14 protein-coding genes are annotated in these 19,468 nt (G+C 31.2%); all 14 read right to left on the reverse strand.

The annotated features are described in order from the left end of the window. Nucleotides 1-47: 47 nt before the first annotated feature. Nucleotides 48-2,129 (reverse strand): alpha-amylase family glycosyl hydrolase, encoded by a 2,082-nt coding sequence (locus tag DYH56_RS04800; protein ID WP_114641725.1) that lies wholly within the window; start codon nucleotides 2,127-2,129, stop codon nucleotides 48-50. Nucleotides 2,130-2,218: 89 nt separating this feature from the next. Next, entirely contained in the window at nucleotides 2,219-4,459 is a 2,241-nt protein-coding gene (gene gltA / locus DYH56_RS04805; protein WP_114641726.1) for an NADPH-dependent glutamate synthase, read from the reverse strand. Nucleotides 4,460-5,431: 972 nt separating this feature from the next. Next, nucleotides 5,432-6,178: a PHP domain-containing protein gene (locus DYH56_RS04815; protein WP_114641728.1), complete on the reverse strand. Its 747-nt coding sequence runs from the start codon at nucleotides 6,176-6,178 to the stop codon at nucleotides 5,432-5,434. A 124-nt stretch (nucleotides 6,179-6,302) separates the two neighbouring features. Then, a complete protein-coding gene (locus DYH56_RS04820; RefSeq protein ID WP_114641729.1) occupies nucleotides 6,303-7,082 on the reverse strand; it encodes a tRNA1(Val) (adenine(37)-N6)-methyltransferase in 780 nt (259 codons plus the stop codon). Between the two features lie 131 nt (nucleotides 7,083-7,213). Continuing rightward, nucleotides 7,214-7,480, reverse strand: coding sequence for an STAS-like domain-containing protein (locus tag DYH56_RS04825; protein ID WP_114641730.1), 267 nt, complete (start codon nucleotides 7,478-7,480; stop codon nucleotides 7,214-7,216). 12 nt (nucleotides 7,481-7,492) lie between these two features. Beyond that, nucleotides 7,493-8,257, reverse strand: coding sequence for an exodeoxyribonuclease III (locus tag DYH56_RS04830; RefSeq protein WP_114641731.1), 765 nt, complete (start codon nucleotides 8,255-8,257; stop codon nucleotides 7,493-7,495). Beyond that, a complete protein-coding gene (udk, locus tag DYH56_RS04835; protein WP_114641732.1) occupies nucleotides 8,257-8,889 on the reverse strand; it encodes a uridine kinase in 633 nt (210 codons plus the stop codon). Before udk ends, DYH56_RS04830 begins: the two co-directional genes overlap by 1 nt. 84 nt (nucleotides 8,890-8,973) lie before the next feature. After that, entirely contained in the window at nucleotides 8,974-10,704 is a 1,731-nt protein-coding gene (locus DYH56_RS04840; RefSeq protein WP_114641733.1) for a hypothetical protein, read from the reverse strand. 1,208 nt (nucleotides 10,705-11,912) lie between these two features. Further along, nucleotides 11,913-13,064: a THUMP domain-containing class I SAM-dependent RNA methyltransferase gene (locus DYH56_RS04845; RefSeq protein WP_114641734.1), complete on the reverse strand. Its 1,152-nt coding sequence runs from the start codon at nucleotides 13,062-13,064 to the stop codon at nucleotides 11,913-11,915. Nucleotides 13,065-13,471: 407 nt separating this feature from the next. Further along, nucleotides 13,472-14,437 carry a BMP family lipoprotein gene (locus tag DYH56_RS04850; protein WP_114641735.1) on the reverse strand — a complete coding sequence of 322 codons (966 nt, stop codon included), beginning with the start codon at nucleotides 14,435-14,437 and terminating at the stop codon, nucleotides 13,472-13,474. 166 nt (nucleotides 14,438-14,603) lie between these two features. After that, nucleotides 14,604-16,175 (reverse strand): sensor histidine kinase, encoded by a 1,572-nt coding sequence (locus tag DYH56_RS04855; protein WP_114641736.1) that lies wholly within the window; start codon nucleotides 16,173-16,175, stop codon nucleotides 14,604-14,606. Between the two features lie 80 nt (nucleotides 16,176-16,255). After that, on the reverse strand, nucleotides 16,256-16,936 hold the full coding sequence (locus DYH56_RS04860; protein ID WP_114641737.1) for a response regulator transcription factor: 681 nt from the start codon (nucleotides 16,934-16,936) through the stop codon (nucleotides 16,256-16,258). A 284-nt stretch (nucleotides 16,937-17,220) separates the two neighbouring features. Continuing rightward, nucleotides 17,221-18,243 (reverse strand): NAD(P)-dependent oxidoreductase, encoded by a 1,023-nt coding sequence (locus DYH56_RS04865; protein ID WP_199532975.1) that lies wholly within the window; start codon nucleotides 18,241-18,243, stop codon nucleotides 17,221-17,223. A gap of 221 nt (nucleotides 18,244-18,464) precedes the next feature. Then, complete coding sequence (ilvC, locus tag DYH56_RS04870; protein ID WP_114641738.1) at nucleotides 18,465-19,442, reverse strand: ketol-acid reductoisomerase; 978 nt, start codon at nucleotides 19,440-19,442, stop codon at nucleotides 18,465-18,467. Between the last annotated feature and the right edge of the window lie 26 nt (nucleotides 19,443-19,468).

Below are 19,468 nucleotides of genomic sequence, written 5' to 3' on the forward strand. Positions count from 1 at the left end.
TTATCTAAGAAATTATGATTGTCTGGATGCAGCGTCACGTTGCTTTTTTATTTTTCTTCCCTGACTCCTAAAACTACAGTTGTGTTTGGTGTAATTATTAATATGCCATTTTCTACCACTATTTCTGTATCTTTCAGTGGAATAATACCGGCATTTTTTGAATCTACCAAGATATCCATCCCGCTGGTAAACTCCTCATCTTTTAATTTTAAAGTTTCAAAGGAAGCATTGTGTATAACTAAAAATTTACTGTATGGAATTCTCTCTACCCCGGCCCCATAGTTATATTCTATGGTATTATCCAGGGTATAGGCTATTACCCTGTAGGCATTAAAATCATCTACCAGGATAAATTTCAGCCCTTTTTTTATATTTTCCGAACTTGAATATCTAAAGGCATTGGCACATCTTCTTAATTTTATTAAACCTCCGCAATAATTATTCAGCCCCTTAAACAGAATATTCTCCTTCCTCCCCCACCTAATTTTATTCACAAAATCAGAGGAGGAGTAACTATTTTCATGATAGTGGGTTATATCCCCGATATCATCATCAAAATTTATGAATTCCGATGTATAAGCTCTGCCTGATTCCGGGTCTTTTGGCTTATGTATGGCTCCCAGTGGCTTTGTAAGACCGATCTCTGTTCCACCTTGGATTATTACCTTTCCCTGGGAGGTAAGGAGCATTCCCAGACTGAACTTGGCCAGATGGATCCTTTCCTTCATGGTTCCATTATAGGATAAATTAATCTTATCCCAAAGGGTAAAACCGTCATGGATCGACAGATATTGCAAAGTTTCATCGGGGGAATAAGCAAACCTGTGATAGAGATTTATGCTCACTGATTTATCATAATAATCTATTATATTTCCTATAATTCCAGCTCTGCATATATCTGTAAAATCATAGTTTCCCTGGACAAAACCAGGTTCATGAATCTTTCCTAAATAGGAGTCCCTGGTACTATCATTGAAGACAGCCAAATTTATCCCGTGGGGATAGTTGGCTATATGCCCCTTTACAGGAGCTTCATTGACAGGGAGATCTGTAAAATTCCAAGCTTCTCCCTGCAATATTATATTATCTCCCACAGCTTTTCTAATCTCTATCATGGTATCTATATCCATAAAGCCCATAAGATCAAATCTAAACCCATCTATCCCATATTCATCTATAAAAAATCTTATTGAATCAATAATTAATTTTCTTACCATAAGGTTTCGGCTCTCCAAAGTCGGTCCTGCCCCTGTTCCCCCGGAGATACTCCCATCAAACATACGATAATAAGATCCCGGCGTTAAGTTTTCAAATATATCCCACTTATAGGTGTGGTTGTACACCACATCCATGATAACTCCAATTCCATTTTCATGGAGTTTATTCACCAGATTTCGTAATTCTTTTATTCGGCCATATGGATTTTCTGCGTCTGCAGCTAACCATCCCTCCAATGTAAAGTAGTTATGCGGGTCGTATCCCCAATTATACGAAGACCCCAGCTCACTATATTTTTTTTCTCCCTCGTTTACAGTAAAATAATTTTGTATAGGTAAAAATTGGACATGGGTGACTCCTAATTCCTTTAAGTGATTTATTCCTTTTTCATATTCATAAAACCCTTTAAAAGTTCCTGCATCTTCCATCTCTACACCTATGGTAAAATCCCTTATATGGATCTCATAGGCAACCATGTCTGTAGGGGACCCCAAATTAGACATCCCTATACTGGTCGGCTTGACTCCTGCTTCCTCTGAGTCCATAGATATGATAGCACCCTTTCCTATATTGTTTACATCACCATCAGGTACAAAGCTTGCCATAGACTTAGCATAAGGGTCCAGAGCATATTTTACAGTTCCGTCCAGATGCTCTACTTTAAAATCATAAAAAAATTTATCCAGATTTGTATAGCCCGTTTCCCTCTCTTTTAAAATAATACTCCAAACATCATCCTCTAATTTAACCATATTTTTAGAAAAAATAAGCCTCTGTGAATCATGTTTAAAATATAAATTCAAGAAAATATTTTTTATATTAGGAGCCCAAACTTTTATTTTTGTAGTCCCGTCTTCTTTGAAGGTAACTCCCAGATCATCGCCTTTATATAGAAATTTTCTTAGATCCATATTTCCCTCCTAATTTTTTAACAGTTTATACAAAAGAAGCCAGTTTATACAACCGGCTTCTTTTTTGTACTATAATTTATTCTAAAAAATTAATTTTTTCCTTTAATGTATTCATCAATTTCGTGGGCAGCATCTTTTCCTGCTCCCATAGCCAAGATTACTGTAGCAGCTCCTGTTACAATATCTCCTCCTGCAAAAACTCCTTCTCTGGAAGTTGCTGTTTCTTTGTTTTCTATAGTTTGGATTGTGTTCCATCTAGTTAACTCAAGATCCTTAGTAGTTCCTGTCACTAAATCATTTGGCATAGTTCCAATTGACATGATAACTGTGTCTGCCTCAATGATAAATTCAGAGCCTTCTACTGCTTGTGGTCTTCTTCTTCCACTTTCATCAGCTTCTCCCAATTCCATCTTAACACATTTTAATCCTGTTACTTGTCCTGTTTCATCAGCTATTACTTCAACAGGGTTAGTTAATAAGTTGAACTCTATTCCCTCTTCCATTGCATGTTCTACTTCTTCATGTCTGGCAGGAATCTCTTCTTCACTTCTTCTATAAACTATGTGAGCTTCTGCTCCTAATCTTTTAGCAACTCTAGCAGCATCCATAGATACGTTTCCTGCTCCTACTACAGCTACTTTTTTACCGATAGTTGTAGGAGTATGGTAATCTGCCTTGTTTCCACCCATTAAGTTTACCCTAGTTAAAAATTCGTTAGCTGATAATACTCCTACTGAGTTTTCTCCCGGGATTCCCATGAATCTAGGTAATCCTGCTCCACTTCCGATAAATACAGCATCATATCCTTCATCTAATAACTCATCTACAGTAGTTGTTTTTCCAACTACTATGTTAGTGTGAAAATTAACTCCTAATTTCTGGATTCTTCCAATTTCACTATTTACAACATCTTTTGGTAATCTAAATCCTGGAATACCGTATGTTAATACCCCACCTAATTTATGCAGTGATTCAAATACATCTACTTCATACCCTAAAGTAGCTAACTCTGCTGATGCTGCTAATCCTGCTGGTCCACTTCCTATTACTCCTACTTTTTTTCCATTTTTAGGAGTAGAACTTACTTCTAAATGATTTAAACTCCAGTCTCCAACAAATCTTTCCAAAAGTCCTATTGCTACCGGTTCGTTCTTTATCCCTACTATACAAGCACCTTCACATTGTTTTTCTTGAGGACAAACTCTTCCGCATACAGATGCTAACTTTGTATATTTAGCTAAAACTTCTGCTGATTTTCCAACTTCTACATCTTTTAATTCCCCGATAAATCCTGGGATATCAATTCCTACAGGACATGCCGACACACATCTAGGGTTTTTACATTCTAAACATCTTTTAGCTTCTCTCACTGCTTCATCTAAAGTAAGTCCTAAGTTAACTTCGTCAAAACACTTACTTCTAGATGTTGCCTCTAACATCCTTGGGTTTGCTCTTTTCTTAGGGTCTGTTACTTCTTCATGTTCAATAGGACAATTTTTATTTTCACCATGTTCTAATTTATTTTCTTTTTTTAATCTAAGTCTGTTTTGTGCTTCATCGAAGTCTACCTTATGACCGTCAAATTCAGGACCATCTACACAGGCAAATTTTACTTCATTGTCGATAACAACTCTACATGCTCCACACATTCCTGTCCCATCTACCATCAATGGATTTAAACTTACTGTAGTTGGTATATTTAATTCTTTAGTTAATAAAGCTACAAATTTCATCATAATCATAGGTCCGATTGCTACCACATGATCATATTTTTTATTTTCAGCTACTAATTTAGAAAGCATATCTGTTACTCTACCATGAAGCCCTTGAGAACCGTCATCTGTACATATATATACATTTGGTGTTAAAGCTCTGAATTCATCTTCTAAGATAACGTAGTCTTTACTTCTTGCCCCTATTATTACATCTACTTCTATCCCTTGCTCTGCAAACCATTTAACCTGCGGGTATACCGGTGCTGTTCCTACTCCTCCAGCTATAAAAACAAGCTTTTGTTTTTTTAACTCTTCTATATCTTCGTGGATAAATTCACTCATCTGTCCCAAAGGTCCAACTACATCTTGGAAATGATCCCCCACTTCAAGAGCTGCCATATCTTCTGTACTCTTTCCAACGATTTGATAGATTATAGTTATAGTTTCATATTTTCTATCATAATCACATACAGTCAAGGGAATTCTTTCAGCAAATTCATCTACCTTTACTATTAAAAATTGTCCCGGCATAGCTTTTTTAGCTAATTTAGGAGCTTTAATATCCATAAGCACAATATTTTCTGACAAATACTCTTTTTTCATTATTTCAAACATGATTTACCTCCAAATTTATTATTAAAAAATACCACTATTTTATTCTTTTAATTTGTTCTTAAGTTGTTTTTAAGCTTGATTTTGCTGGCTTCTCCCTATATTTTCACATATTCCACAATTTTAATTACGAGAGTAAAAAAATATTGCACAATTTGATAATAGCACACTTACCCGTTAAATCCAAACATTTTTTTCTGAAACAGTGCTATTTTTTTTAAATTTTCATAATTTTGTTTAGTTATTTCAGTTTTTTGAAAAAAACAACTGTATTTTTTTCTTCTTCACATTATACTCATAAAGTTCTTAATCTCAAAGTAATTTATTTTTTCCTGTGTATTTTCTTTCCAACTTTCTGTTAAATATGTTACTATATTATTAATACTTTTAAGGTTTTTTACCTTATTGTATTTTAAATTTAAAAATAAAAGTGGGTGTTATATATGAAAACTCAAGAACAATACGAAGAACAGATTATCAGATCACTAAACAAGGTTCCATTTGAGATGAAAAAAATTAAGTTTATCCTTTTTTTAGCTAAACATATAAATAAATTAAAAAAAAGTAAATCAACAATATTAAAAATATCTTTCTTATTTTACAGTATTATAATATCTTTTCTTTATTTTTTTTAATAGATCTATAAAGCTATTTCTATTTCCTGGATTATCAAATTAAATGCAATGTATAAAAACTCCCCAGAAGAATTCTGGGGAGTTTTTATAATTTAAACATTTCCACGATCTGTTATGAATTTTTGTACCGCTACGTTTGATTTTTCATTTATTAATTTATGTTTCGCGCTTAGAAAACCCATTAATGATATTAAGATGTAATTTTTATTTTCTTTAAAATTCTATTTAAAATAAAATATTTTGATGATTTTAAAGAAAAATTACAACTGTTTGCCCGCCGGAGGCGGGCAAACTCTATGGTTTTTAATGTGTGCACCATGGCGAAAGTTCAGTTATCAATTTATTTCTTAAATATATATTTAAGGTGTTTCCCCCCTAATCCAATAATAGAATATAGTTTCTTTGCTCCCTCTATAATCTTTAACTCTTCAAAAACTTCATTAGTTTCAAGTTTTGCATAGGATTTCATATCAAATCTGGTATGTGCATCACTTCCAAAGGTAGCTTTTAAATCGTATTTTTCCCTTAGATCTCTGGCCCTTAAATTTCTAACTTTATCTAAACTATGATTATATGTCTCTATAGAGTCCACAACTTTTATTATTTCTTCTAAATATTTTTTATTTTTTATATAGTTTTTTTGTGCATATCCATTTAGATGGGGGAGAGAAGTGTGAGTTTTAAACTTTCCCAGGGCTTCTATATAATATTCCCATGATTTATAGGATTTTGCCATCCTATACCTATTTTTATAAGGTTCCAGATAAACTTTATAAAATTCCTCCAATTCCCTGGGATCTTCAAAATAAGCTAATATCTCCATCCCATCTTCACAGCCTATCTCTATTCCAGGGATAGAATTTATGCCTTCCACTTCAAAGGATTTAATACTCTTTCTAATCTCATTATGATCCGTTATAGATATCAAATGATTTTTCTCTTTTAAAAAACTCTTCAAAAATTTTATATTTAAAAAACCATCTGAAGCTATCGTATGTAAATGCAGGTCATAGTAGACCCCGCTATATTCTCCCTCCAATATAATTTTTCTTTTAAAAAATTCATCTAATTTATCAAATTCAATCATGGATGCCCCCTCCTTTTTTCATAGTATACTCTGTAAAAATATAAAATTCAAAATCATTTGATTTTAAAAAAAAGCCAGTATAACAAATAAGGGATGATAAGTTTATTTTATCATCCCTTATTTGTTATATTTTACCAAACATCTTCAGAACTTCTTCTGTGTAGGAACCGTCATCATTATTAATATAAAGAGGAGGCTGAATCACTAAACCTGCTTCGGCACCCTTTAACCCTTCAACTAATATGATTTTAGCCGCCTTATTCCTTGTTGTATGGCAAAACCTTATTCTTTTGGGCTCTATCTTATATTTCTTCATAAGTTCTAAGATATCTATCAATCTATCTGCTCTATGCACCATGGTAAAGTTCCCTCTGAATTTCAGCAGATAACTCCCAGCTCTTATTATATCTTCTAAATTAATTAAAATTTCATGCCTTGCATAGGTCAGCTGATCTAAGTTGTTCAACTGATTTTTATCTCCAGTAAATTTAAAAAACGGCGGGTTGGTTACCACAGCATCAAAACTCTGGTCTGTAAATTGTGATTGTATATTTTTTATATCACCTTTGACTACTTCTACCTGAGATTCTAATTTATTGAGGATGATATTCCTACAGGCCAGATCTACTGAGGTATCCTGTATTTCTATCCCCACTATCTTAGCCTTAGTCCTCTTTGACAGGAGCATTGGAATTACACCATTCCCTGTCCCTAAATCCATTATATTTTTCCTTCCTTTATTTATAGTCAAAAAGTTAGATATTAATACTGAATCTATAGAAAAATTAAGATAATCATTTCTTTGAATTATTTTCATATCACTATAATTTAAGAAATCTATAATAACTTCATTCTCATGATTTTTACTTATTTTTTTATTTTTTTCCCCATCTTTTGTTATCATCCTTTATCATCACCTATTTATTATAATTATTGTTTTGTGCTAATTAAGCCCTGTAAATATTGAAGGCATGCACCATCGCAAAAGTTCAGTTTTAATTTATTAAAAAAAACAAGTCTAGGAGATCCCAGACTTTATTTCTTATTCATATCTTTAATTAATTTAGATAACATCTCTTTTATTCCTGTATCCACATTTCTAAACCTGATGTTATTTTGGATCGATTCAAATCCTTTTTCTTCAATTACTTTTCCCACTGTATTTTCTAAAAAATCATAAGTAGTCTTTTCAATTCCTTTAAAATCTAATGTTATTTTTACATCTCTTTTCAAGTTGTTCATAATATTTAAGTAAAGTACCTCTGCATCTTGGTCTATAAAATTTTTAACGACTATTACCATCTCACATCACTCCTATTCTACTGATACCCTTAATACAACAGGGCAATGATCAGATCCCATTACATCATTTAATATGACGGCATCCTCTATATTATTTACAAATGATTCATTAACAATATGATAATCTATTCTCCAGCCAATATTTTTTTCCCTGCTTTTAAATCTATAAGACCACCACGAATATTTAGTTTCTTCAGGCTGAAGATATCTAAAAGTATCTATATAACCACATTCTAAAAATTTGGTCATCCAATCCCTTTCTTCAGGCAGGTATCCTGGATTTTTTTCATTTTTTTTAGGATTAGTCAGGTCAATCTCCCTATGTGCTACATTTAAATCACCACATAAAATTATATTTTTTCCCAGATCAACCAGTTCATTGCACCTTTTCATTATAGCAGTGTTAAATCTTAATTTATAATCCAATCTTTTCCCTTCAGACTGACTGTTGGGAAAATAACAGTTGATCAGATTAAAATCTTTATATTCTAATTCCATATATCTACCTTCAAAATCAAATTCTTTAATATCCATATTCCTGATATTTAAAGGTTCTATTTTTGTATATACCGCAACTCCTGAATATCCTTTTTTTTCAGCTGAAAAAAAATAAGATTTATACCCATCTATCTGGGTTAGTTTTTCCTCTAATTGCTCTATTTGTGCCTTTGTTTCCTGAACACACAGAATATCAGGATCTTCTTTTAAGACCCACTCCACAAAACCTTTTTTTTGAATTGCTCTTATCCCGTTAACATTCCAGGAATAGATATTCATTAACTTAGGCTCCCTTTTTGAAGATACCTCTTTAATTTAGCTATAATCATGTTTATAGCTATTTTATTCTCTCCACCTCTAGGTATTATCACATCGGCATATCTCTTGGATGGTTCACAAAACTCTAAATACATTGGTTTTACAGTTTCTAAATATTGTTTTTTTACCGAATCAAAGGTTCTCCCTCTTTCATTGATATCTCTTTCGATTCTTCTTAAAAGCATCTCATCTGCATCGGTATCAACAAATATTTTTACATCCAGCATATCTCTTATCTCTGGAATAGACAGGATTAAAATCCCCTCTATAACAATTATTCTAGATGGATTTATTTTTACCATCTTTTCTTTTCTTGAATGAGTTTTAAAGTCATATATAGGTCTCTCTATAGCTTTTCCATCTTTTAAATCCATCAAATGTTTCTTTATAAGGTCAAATTCTATAGATTCAGGGTGATCAAAATTGACTTTTGCCCTCTCCTCTATGGATAATTCCTTCAATTCTTTATAATATGCATCTTGTTCAACTAGTACTGCGTCTTCTGATTTAAATGCCTTTATCAGGTTATGAGCAACTGTTGTTTTTCCAGATCCACTTCCCCCTGCTACTCCTACAAATATACAGTTATTCATGGTACCCTCCTTTAAATATAGCTTTGATAATTATACCCTATCTCTTATAAAATATCAATGATGGTTATTTTAATCATTTATAAATTATAATCCTTTTTCTTTCTTTAATATCTTCAATATATAAATTTTTTCTATTGATTTGAAAATTTTCTGGTGAATCGGCATAAATTTTTCTATATTTGAATCTACTTCAAACATTTTCTTTGCCTTTACTAATAATTCTTCTTTTTCCTTTTCTTCCATCTTTTCATATAGTTCCAACAAAACTTTATAGATTGGATTATTCAAGTCAACCTCTTCATCCACCTTTGGTTTAGGAGGTTCCACTATCTCAGCCTCTATTATCTCCAGATGCGATTGTTTCTCCTTGACTATCTTAGGTCTTTTGATTTTGTCTTCCCTCTTAGATGTTTTTATATCCTCCAAAAGATCTTTATCACCTTTTACGTTTTTTAAGATCCCATTGATATAAGCCACCAGAGTTTTAGATATATCAGTTTTTAAGTTTGAATATAGAATATCTAAAATATGTATTGCTACCTTTTCTCCCTCTTCATTATATAACTTTATAATCTTATTCTCTGCTCTTTTATTCCAATTTTTAGAAACAAATATATTCCTTTTTGCCTTGGTTATAGCTTTTAGAGCAGCTTCCGACATCTCGTTGATATCTTTAATAATTGTTTTATATACCTCATTGGGTACCTCTAATCTGATCTGTTTTAGTGCTGAATTTTTCAGGGCTTTTTTCTTTTTCCCCTTCAAAATATAATCGGAAATATGACATTCTCCATCTTTATCCACGTTGTACTTAAATCTATAGGCATAACTTTTTTCTGCCTTCAAAGGGTAGACTTCATAGGTTAAAAGATAACCTTTTTCCACTAAAGCATCAAAAGATTTATTTATTCTTTTCATCACCTGTTTCATCTTACTTACTTCATATTCCTTGATTTCCCCAGTCTTTAACACCTTTCTTATCCTGCTCTTTAGAGTTAATGGAATTATAGTTGCTAAAGTTTCTATCCTAAATTCACCTTCAGTATTGGCAAATCTTTTCATACTTAAAAACTGATATATTTTTTCTGCAGCTCTATCAGATTTTCTCAAGACATTCAGTTGATGTCTATCAAAAATAGAGTAATGTTTTATCCTCAATTCCTCTATTATTCTATGATCTAATCTGACCTTATAGTAAACTTTCATCTTATTTGTTTTTATATTTTTTTCCTTAAATTTTTCATATTTCACCAAATTAAGAGGTTCTTTATAAACCTCTCTGATTATATTCCCTGCAGCTTTTTTATTTCTGATCAATATTTTATATGTAGTTGCCTGTAAATTATATAGAGTTTCTTCCATCTTTCTATAATATTTCATAGAAAACTTTAATCCCAGGTAATCTATAACTTCCTCGATATTAAAGGTGATATACTCCTTTGTAGGATCATCAGCCAAAATTTCTTGAAATTTATATAAAATAAAATAAAACACATTCTTTTCAAAATCTGAAGGCTGCTGATTTCTTATCCCTTCAAAATTATCCGTACTCAAAGAAGATCCGAATTTAATCCCTGCATTGGCTATTTCATATACCAAGTTTACATTTCTCTGCCTTTTAGATGTAAAAAATGGTAAAATTATGAATAAAAAAGGTTGATTAATCGTATCTCTTATATCCATGTCTTCCAAATATAAAGACACTGTTTTAGTCGGGATAGTTTTAGGTTTATAACTTTTGATATCTATACTAAGGTCATTTTTGTTCCCTATCTCTAATATTTCTAATAGAGATCCTTGTTTTTTTTCAGACATTCCTTCCCCACCTTATCATCATTTTCAATTTATAATTTTATCATCCTTTACAGGTTATAACATTTTTTCAACGTTTTTTCAAGTTTTATTTTTATTATCACGTATTATTTATAATCTGGTTTTTCTTAAAAAACCAGCTCAACCGATCTTTTACTGGCCTTTATTATAATCCTTTATTTACTATAATTTATTAACCATAGTATCTTTAGGAGTTTATTATTCATCCCTTATTATTTATAATTAATATCTAAACTTACTATCAGCTATTTCCTTGATAATTCAAGGGTGCTTTATCATCACTGTATTATCAACTTAATTTAAACCCAATAAATAAAAGGTTAATAATATAATCCTTTATTTATTATATTTTATTTTATTATTCTCTTTAGTAGAATTAGGCTTATATTTATAATCCTTCATTTATTATATTTCATTATCTTTTCATTTTATTTTATAAAGTTTCTTTATACCCTTTATTTTATTGATTCCGTTTATAATCACTAATAAAATATATTTATAATTATTTTAACATCATCTATTTATTATAATTTTATTTTTTAACTATCCTTTATTTTTAAAGGGCTTTAATCAGCCTAAAATAATTAAAGTCAGGAAAATATAGTTTAGATATACAATCCTTTATTTATTATAAATCTATTTTATTTTCATTTTTATTTAGCCGAATAAAAATAAGCTTTCTTTATAATCCTTTATTACACATAAAAAAATATCCGTTAATTAATAGGCTTAGTTATACAATCCTCTATTTATTATAAAAATAAAAAATGATTTCCTTTTTCCAGCCTGTATTTGCTGCTCTAGAGATAATATATCTTTTTTTATAAAAAGCTCTACATAATACATAAAACAATAATACATAAAACAACTATAAATTATTAAAGATAGTTCTGTCTGTTATTTAAGATTATTTTTTAAATTCAAAATCAAACAAGATTTATCTACACTATATAAAACTAATCACCAATAAACAGCAATTAAAAAATTATTAACTAGCAACTGATAAGGTTTACTCACTAATTATACAAATTAATATCCAGAAAATAAAATACCAATACTATACATAGATAAAATGTATAAGATTTTAAATGTATTTAATTTTAACATTAGTATATCAATATAAATAAATTTACAGATTAGATAACTAAAAAAAAAGGATAAGACAACACTCGTCTTACCCTTAAAAATAATTAATTTTTTTCTAATCTAGGTGGTCTTTGACCATAGTATTGGTAATATCTACACTTTAAATTACCATTATATAATTTTCTATTTTTATCGGCTTTTCTATCAAATAATTTTTCAAAGCCATCATGGGATGTAATTATATAATAAGACCATTTTTTACATCTCATCCTGCAAATATCTCCCAATGTTCTGTATAACTTTTCTACCTGGTCTAAATCAGATAAACGTTCTCCATATGGTGGATTGGTAATAAGAGATCCGTATTCAGCCATAGATTCAAATTCTAATAGATGTTTTTGTTCAAATAATATATCATTTTCCACACCAGCTAATTTAGCATTTTCTATAGCAGTTTCAATAGTTTCACCATTTAGATCCGATCCATAGATCCTAACTTCTTTTTCATAATCTTCATGGGTAAAAGCTTCATCTCTGGCATCTAACCAAAGTTGTTCGTCGATAATATGCCAATCTTCAGAAGCAAACCTCCTATTTACGCCAGGAGCGATATTTCTAGCAATCATGGCAGCTTCTATCAAGATAGTTCCTGTACCACACATAGGATCCACAAGAGGACGTTCTCCGCCATTCCATTTAGATAATTTAACAAGTGCTGCAGCTAAAGTTTCTTTCATAGGAGCTTCGTTTAAATGAGCTCTATATCCCCTTTTGTGTAAAGGTACACCAGAAGTATCGATCATCACTACAAAATTATCTTTGTTTCCAATAATTTTTATCCTATAAAGACCTCCGTCTTCACTGAAATAATCATGTTTATACTGAATTTTTAATTTTTCAACAATAGCTTTTTTAGCCATCCTCTGCATATCAGATTTTGAAAAAAGTTTACATTTAACAGAACTAACCCATGAAACCGGAAATTCTGCATTGATTGGTAAGATACTAATCCAGTCCATTTTTTTTACTTTCTCAAAATACTCATCCCAGGTAAAAGCCTTAAATTCTCCCATCTTTAGGTAAACTCTATCGGCAGTTCTAAGCCAGATATTGGCCTTGATTATATCTTCTATCCCACCATCAAATTCAACCCTTCCATTGTGGGTAACGACATTTTTAAATCCTAAATCTTTTATCTCTTGAGCTAATATACTTTCTACTCCCATTGTGGCAGTAGCTATCAGTGTATATGTCATAATATCTTCCTCCTAATTCATCACTTATAAATTATAATACTGTATATTTTAACATTATAATTAGGTTCATGCAAAGTATATTTTTTATTGCGAAAGATTAAATTGATAATCCAGGATAAAATATAATTAATAAGGGATTATAAGTTTAACAACTAATCACTACTGATGTTTCGCGTTTATAAAACCCGCAATAATATTAAGATGTAATTCTTATGGTTTTTGATGCGTGCACCATGATGAAAGTTCAGTTATTATATAAATTATAATAATACAGTGATGATATTTTCATAAAAATCTTTAATTCTTATCATCACTTAATAAATATAATTTTTGAAAATAAAAAAACAACTTAATTAATATAATTAAGTTGTTTTTTAAGGTTAAATCAACATCATTGTTTTGGAATCTTATTCTGAAACTATGATTTTTCCAGAGATAATATCTTTAGTCATCTTATCTAATTTAGCTAACTTATTAGAACCAATAAGTTTCTTAGTATGGTTAAAATCAGTCAGGGAAACTCCATTTTCAGCCAGCCCGGATTGTCTGTATCCTTCTTTAAATCTACCTTCTCTAACTTCTTTAGTCAGGTTATAAACGGCATTATCAATTCTTACTCTAACAGAAGTTAAAATAGTACCTGGAACTTCTCCATCCTGGTCTATATCAGACCCGATAGCGTAGATTTTCTCCTCTTTAGCCGCTTCGAAAACTCCCTGTCCGGTACCTTCAGCAACTTGTAAAATAACATCAGTTCCTCTGGATATCATAAGATTAGAGATATTTTTTCCTGTAACAGGATCGTTAAAAGGATTGCTGCTGGTTGTAGGCATATAAGATGTAATAACCATAACATCTGAATTTACATATTTTGCACCTTGGGTAAATCCATGTTTAAATCTGTTGAAAGATCTGTTGTCCATTCCTAATAGTACACCGATTTTATTGCTGTCACTCATCATAGTAGCCAGTGCACCTGCTAAAAAACTCATCTCTTGTTCAGCAAAATCAATGGTAACAGTATTAGGTACGGTAATTGTACCGCCTACAATGGCATATTTTTGATCTGGAAATTCAGTGGCCACTTTTTTTATAGATTCAGCTACGACACTTCCCATTCCAATGACAAGATCATAGTTGCCTTCCCTTGAAAAATCTCTTAAAAAAACTAAATCTTCTGTTATATTAGAAGGTTCTACATATTTAAAAGTAATAAGTCCCTCACCTTCCGCTTTTTTCAATCCATCATAAGCCATTTGATTAAACCCTGTACCTAATCCTCCACTAGAAAGGACTACTCCTACATTGATTTTATCCTTACTATAAGCTGCTAAACTTAATAATAAGAAAATTAACATAAATAATTTTTTCATTTTCTTCCCCCGTTTTTATTTTATAATATTTTCATAACTCTAATTCTATGATACCCATATTATAGAACTTAGTTCAATTTAAAAAATGGAAAGTGTACCCATACACTTTCCATTTTTTTTATAGTCTAAAAATTAAACTTGTCTGGATGCAACGTCACGTTGCTATTTATTTTATCATAGTAAAGGTAAATAAAGTCCCCTTTTTATTTGATTTGACATCTATATCCCCGCCGCATAGATGAACTAATTCATAAACTATAGATAAGCCCAAACCTGTGCCGGCTACATTGCTGGTCCTTGCCTTATCTACCCTATAAAATCTGTCGAATATCTTATAGGTATCGGATTTATTCATCCCGATTCCGTTATCCTTTACAGAAATTTTATATTTATCAAATTTTTCTTCCATGGTAATTTTTATTCTAGGAGTATTAACATTGTAAATAATAGCATTCTCAATAAGATTTTTTAAAATCATGGTAGTTTTTTCAAAATCTATCCTAATGTAGTCGGATTGCAGATCCAGCTTGTAGGATAGATCAACTTTTTTTAATTCAATTTGATTTTCAAGGGATCTATTGATCTCATCTATGAGAAGGTTCACATGAATAGGAGCTAAATTTACGACTTTACTGCTCTCTATCTTGGATAAGTTTAAAAAATCCATTAAAATATTATCCAGTTTTAGTGCATTTCTCTCTATGGTATTAATAAACTTATCTCTTTTATGGGAATCCTCCTCCTCTCGGAGTGCAACTAAATATCCCGTAATATTAGTTAGAGGAGTTTTTAATTCATGTCCTACATTGGTAATAAAATTCTTTTGTATTTCCAATGTTTCCCTATCTCTAGTGATATCTTTTATGGTAAAAAGGTACTCTTCCCGGGATTTCATATATTTTCCCCTGAGCAGTATATATTTTTGAATATCCTCTAAATAGACTTCAGAGATATTATTTTCTTTTTTTGAGATCAACCGGTCTATAAATTTAATAATTTCGGGATATTTGATGTCTTTTTTATAATTTTTAATATCTTCCTTTATATAGATAAAATTAATGGCATCATTTTTTAATTTAATTTTTTTTTCGGAATCGACTAAGATGATTCCCATATCTACAGATGAGATAATATTATTTAATTTAACTTTTTCTAACTTTAATTTTTCTATATTTTTAAGGTTGTTATCCTGCCATTCCTTAATAACTTCCCAAAATTTAAACAGCCACCTATCATCTTTTGAGACCACTTCTTTGATCTCATTGCCGTCTTCTAACATCTTTTTTATTTGGTCGATCCTTTCAAAGAGATAGCGCTTTAAATAAAATCTATAACTTATAAGTGCAAAGAGATTTAAAAGTGAGAATAAGATAATATGTATATAAGTGCTGAGTTTTACGTGTCTAAGAGCATTATTAGATATAACAGAAACACGAATAATTTGAGATGGATTTAATTTAAGAGCGAAATATATCATCTCTTTTTTAGTAGTTTCACTCTTTCGTGTGGATATGCCTTCGTTATTTTTTAGTGCACTTAAAATTTCAGGCCGATTATGGTGATTTTCCATAGAGTCGATAGACTTCTCTTCCATACTATCAAATAAAACTTCTCCATCTAAACCTATGATAGTAAATCTTTTTTGTGTTTTTTTAAAGAGGTCACCATAATTTCCAGATGGATTTTGTAAAATAATATTTTTGATTAAATAAGCATCATTTCTAAGGGAATTTTCCACATTTTTAATGCTGAGTTCCGATAATTTATCGGTATTCCATCTTACATAAAGGACCTCTATTAGGAGGATAAAAATTATTATTATAAAATCTTTTCTTCTAATTTGTACCCAACCCCCTTGATCGTTTTAATATCTTTTGAGATACTCTTCACCTTATCTCTGATTTTTGAAATATACATATCTACAGTACGATCACCTGTATAATAGTTACTCTGCCATACCTTGTCTAAGATCTTATCCCGGGTTAATACTAATCCCTTATTTTTTATAAGAAGAAGTAAAAGGTCATATTCTTTTTTAGACATAGGAATTTCATTTTGATCTTCTAAAATCAAGTGTTTATCGGTGTCTATAGTTATATTTTTAAACATATATTTCTTGGTGCTGATTTTAGTTTCACGGTTTAAAAGCTTTTTTACCCGTAAAACCAACTCTCTGGGGTCAAATGGTTTTTTCATATAATCATCTGCTCCTACCTCGAGACCTGATAATACATCCTCTATATCAGTTTTGGCTGTAAGCATGATTATCTTGGGGTTACCATATTTTTCTTCTGATTTTTTTATCATTTGAGCCAGACTCTTTCCGTCTAAATTAGGAAGCATAAGATCCAATATAATAATATGAGGATGATAAGTTTTAGCTAACTTTAATCCTGTCATCCCGTCACCGGCTTCAAGGACTTCATATCCCTCTTTCTCCATAAAAAAACTAATTAATTCTCTGATATCTATGTCATCTTCTACAATTAATACTTTCAATTAATAACCACCTCATCCCTTATTATTTATAAAATAATATTTTATAACTTAGAATACAATGTTTCTTACTCTATTTCAAACTTTTTCTTATTTGTTTACATTAGATTGACATATAGGACAGATAAAAAGGGGTAGATAATAATTTATATTTTATAAGTGATGATAACTTTTTATATAATCACTTATAAGGCATAATTTTTTACAACATAAAAAAAGGAAAAGCAGAGAAATTTTTCTCTGCTTCTATAAATTCATATATTTTCATAAGTCCATTTTTTTAAATTTTAATTCACAGAATTACCTGCATCTCCTGTAGAAGAAAATTCCAGTAAATTTTTCAGGGAAACTTCTACCATATCCGATACAGCCTGATGTGTAAAGAAGGCCTGATGGGGAGTTATCTGAACATTGGGCATATTCTTTAAAATCACCAAACTATCGTTATCAATCTGCCTCCTGGAACAATCTCTAAATATAATTCCATCCTCTCCCTCCAGAACATCTAGAGCCGCTCCTCCGACTTTTCCTGATTTTAATCCTGCCACAAGATCTTTAGTATGAATAAGTTCTCCCCTGGCAGTATTAATTATCAATACTCCGTCTTTTGCAGAAGATAAAAACTTTGAATCGATCATATGCCTGTTTTCCCCGGTCATTGGAATATGCAGGGTTATTATATCCGACCGTTTTTTTAATTCCTCTAAACTAACATATTCTATATTCTCTAAATGAGAAGGAAAAGGGTCGTAGGCAATAACCTTACATCCAAAACCACTCAGACATTTAATCACTGTTTTACCGATCTTACCTGTTCCGATCACACCTATAATTTGATTTTGCAATTCTCTTCCCTTTAGACCCTTCAGAGAAAAATCGTTGATTCCTACCTTTTTTATCGCAAGAGGAAGATATCTGAGCAAGTTCATCATAGACATCACTGTGAACTCAGCAACGGAATAGGGAGAATAGGAAGAATTACTTACTTTAATTTTAAGTTTTGTAGCTATATCTAAATCTACGTTATCGTAACCTATACTTCTGCTGGCAATAAATTTAATTCCATTTTTTTTAAGAACTTCCAGATTTTCTTTTCCTAAATCACAGCTTCCTACAAAAGAAAGGTATTCGTACCCTAAAGATTCATCTAGATTTGAGCTGGACACTCCTTTTTTTACGATTTTTAACTCTATGTTATATAAATCAGCAAATCTATTAAAAGCTTCTAATTCGTCCTCCCTCACACTGTAAGCTACTACTTTTATTTTATCTAAAGTATTTAATTCTTTAAAATTTAATATTTTTTCCAATCCTCTATCCTCCGAAATTATTTAATATATAAGAACTCTAGTGCCTCCTATTTTGTCTAATACAGGTTCCGATGTGTCTCTTCTTGTTTTTGGTAATTAATATTATTATACTCTCTGATAAAATTATTAGCAATAGTATATGAAGATCGGGTGACAGGACATTTAGAAAATGAATATTAAAAAAAGGAGAAATGAATTCCTCCTCTATCTGAGATTGCAGTTTACATATGATTTTTGGCAGATCCTTTAAAGACCATCTGTCTCATCTTTGATCCAACTTCTTCGATTTTAGAATCGGAATATTTAGATCTTTCACCTTTCATAAATTTATATCCAGTTTCTGTCTCATCTATAAATTCCTTTGCAAACTGACCATTTTGAATATCTCCTAAAACCTGCTTCATAGTTTCACGGGTTTTATCTGTAATAATCTTCTTTCCGGTAACATAATCACCATATTCAGCAGTATTTGATATAGAATCTCTCATCTTGGCAAATCCTTTTTCATATACCATGTCGATGATTAATTTCATCTCATGTACACATTCAAAATATGCCACTTCAGGGTTGTATCCGGCTTCTACCAGGGTATCGAATCCGGCCTGCATAAGTTCAGTAACTCCTCCGCAGAGTACAGCCTGCTCCCCAAATAGATCTGTTTCGGTTTCCTCTTTAAAGGTAGTTTCAATGATACCGACCTTTCTTCCTACCCCGTTAGCCCATGCATCAGCAACCTCTTTGGTATCTCCGCTGATATCCTGATATACCGCTGTTAAACAGGGAACTCCGTGTCCTTTTTCAAATATTTCTCTGACCATATGCCCGGGTCCTTTAGGAGCTACCATAAATACATTAACTTTCCCAGCGGGAACGATTTTTTTATAATGAATATTAAATCCATGGGCAAATCCTAAATATGCTCCTTCTTTTAAATTGTCCTTTACATGGTTTTCATATACAGCAGGCTGGGCTTCATCTGGAGTTAAAAACATAACTACATCGGCATCTTTTACAGCCTCTGATATTTTTTTTACCTTCACTCCTGCTTTTTCTGCCTCTTCCCAAGACTTAGATCCCTCCCTTAACCCCACAGTCAGGTCCATTCCCAGATCTTTTAAGTTAAGTGTATGTGCATGCCCCTGGCTTCCATATCCTATTACGGTTAATTTTTTTCCCTCTAAAACTTTTAATTCTGTCATAATAGCTCCTCCTGATTCAATAGTTA

Source organism: Psychrilyobacter piezotolerans (genome assembly GCF_003391055.1).
Lineage (GTDB): Bacteria > Fusobacteriota > Fusobacteriia > Fusobacteriales > Fusobacteriaceae > Psychrilyobacter > Psychrilyobacter piezotolerans.

Bases quoted from the DNA above. Each gene is read 5' to 3' on its own strand.
- udk (WP_114641732.1), bottom strand. From the start codon at position 8,889: ATGAATAACTGTATATTTGTAGGAGTAGCAGGGGGAAGTGGATCTGGA.
- gltA (WP_114641726.1), bottom strand. From the start codon at position 4,459: ATGTTTGAAATAATGAAAAAAGAGTATTTGTCAGAAAATATTGTGCTT.
- DYH56_RS04840 (WP_114641733.1), bottom strand. From the start codon at position 10,704: ATGTCTGAAAAAAAACAAGGATCTCTATTAGAAATATTAGAGATAGGG.
- DYH56_RS04830 (WP_114641731.1), bottom strand. From the start codon at position 8,257: ATGAATATCTATTCCTGGAATGTTAACGGGATAAGAGCAATTCAAAAA.
- DYH56_RS04820 (WP_114641729.1), bottom strand. From the start codon at position 7,082: ATGATAACAAAAGATGGGGAAAAAAATAAAAAAATAAGTAAAAATCAT.
- DYH56_RS04850 (WP_114641735.1), bottom strand. From the start codon at position 14,437: ATGAAAAAATTATTTATGTTAATTTTCTTATTATTAAGTTTAGCAGCT.
- DYH56_RS04815 (WP_114641728.1), bottom strand. From the start codon at position 6,178: ATGATTGAATTTGATAAATTAGATGAATTTTTTAAAAGAAAAATTATA.
- DYH56_RS04800 (WP_114641725.1), bottom strand. From the start codon at position 2,129: ATGGATCTAAGAAAATTTCTATATAAAGGCGATGATCTGGGAGTTACC.
- ilvC (WP_114641738.1), bottom strand. From the start codon at position 19,442: ATGACAGAATTAAAAGTTTTAGAGGGAAAAAAATTAACCGTAATAGGA.
- DYH56_RS04845 (WP_114641734.1), bottom strand. From the start codon at position 13,064: ATGACATATACACTGATAGCTACTGCCACAATGGGAGTAGAAAGTATA.
- DYH56_RS04825 (WP_114641730.1), bottom strand. From the start codon at position 7,480: ATGGTAATAGTCGTTAAAAATTTTATAGACCAAGATGCAGAGGTACTT.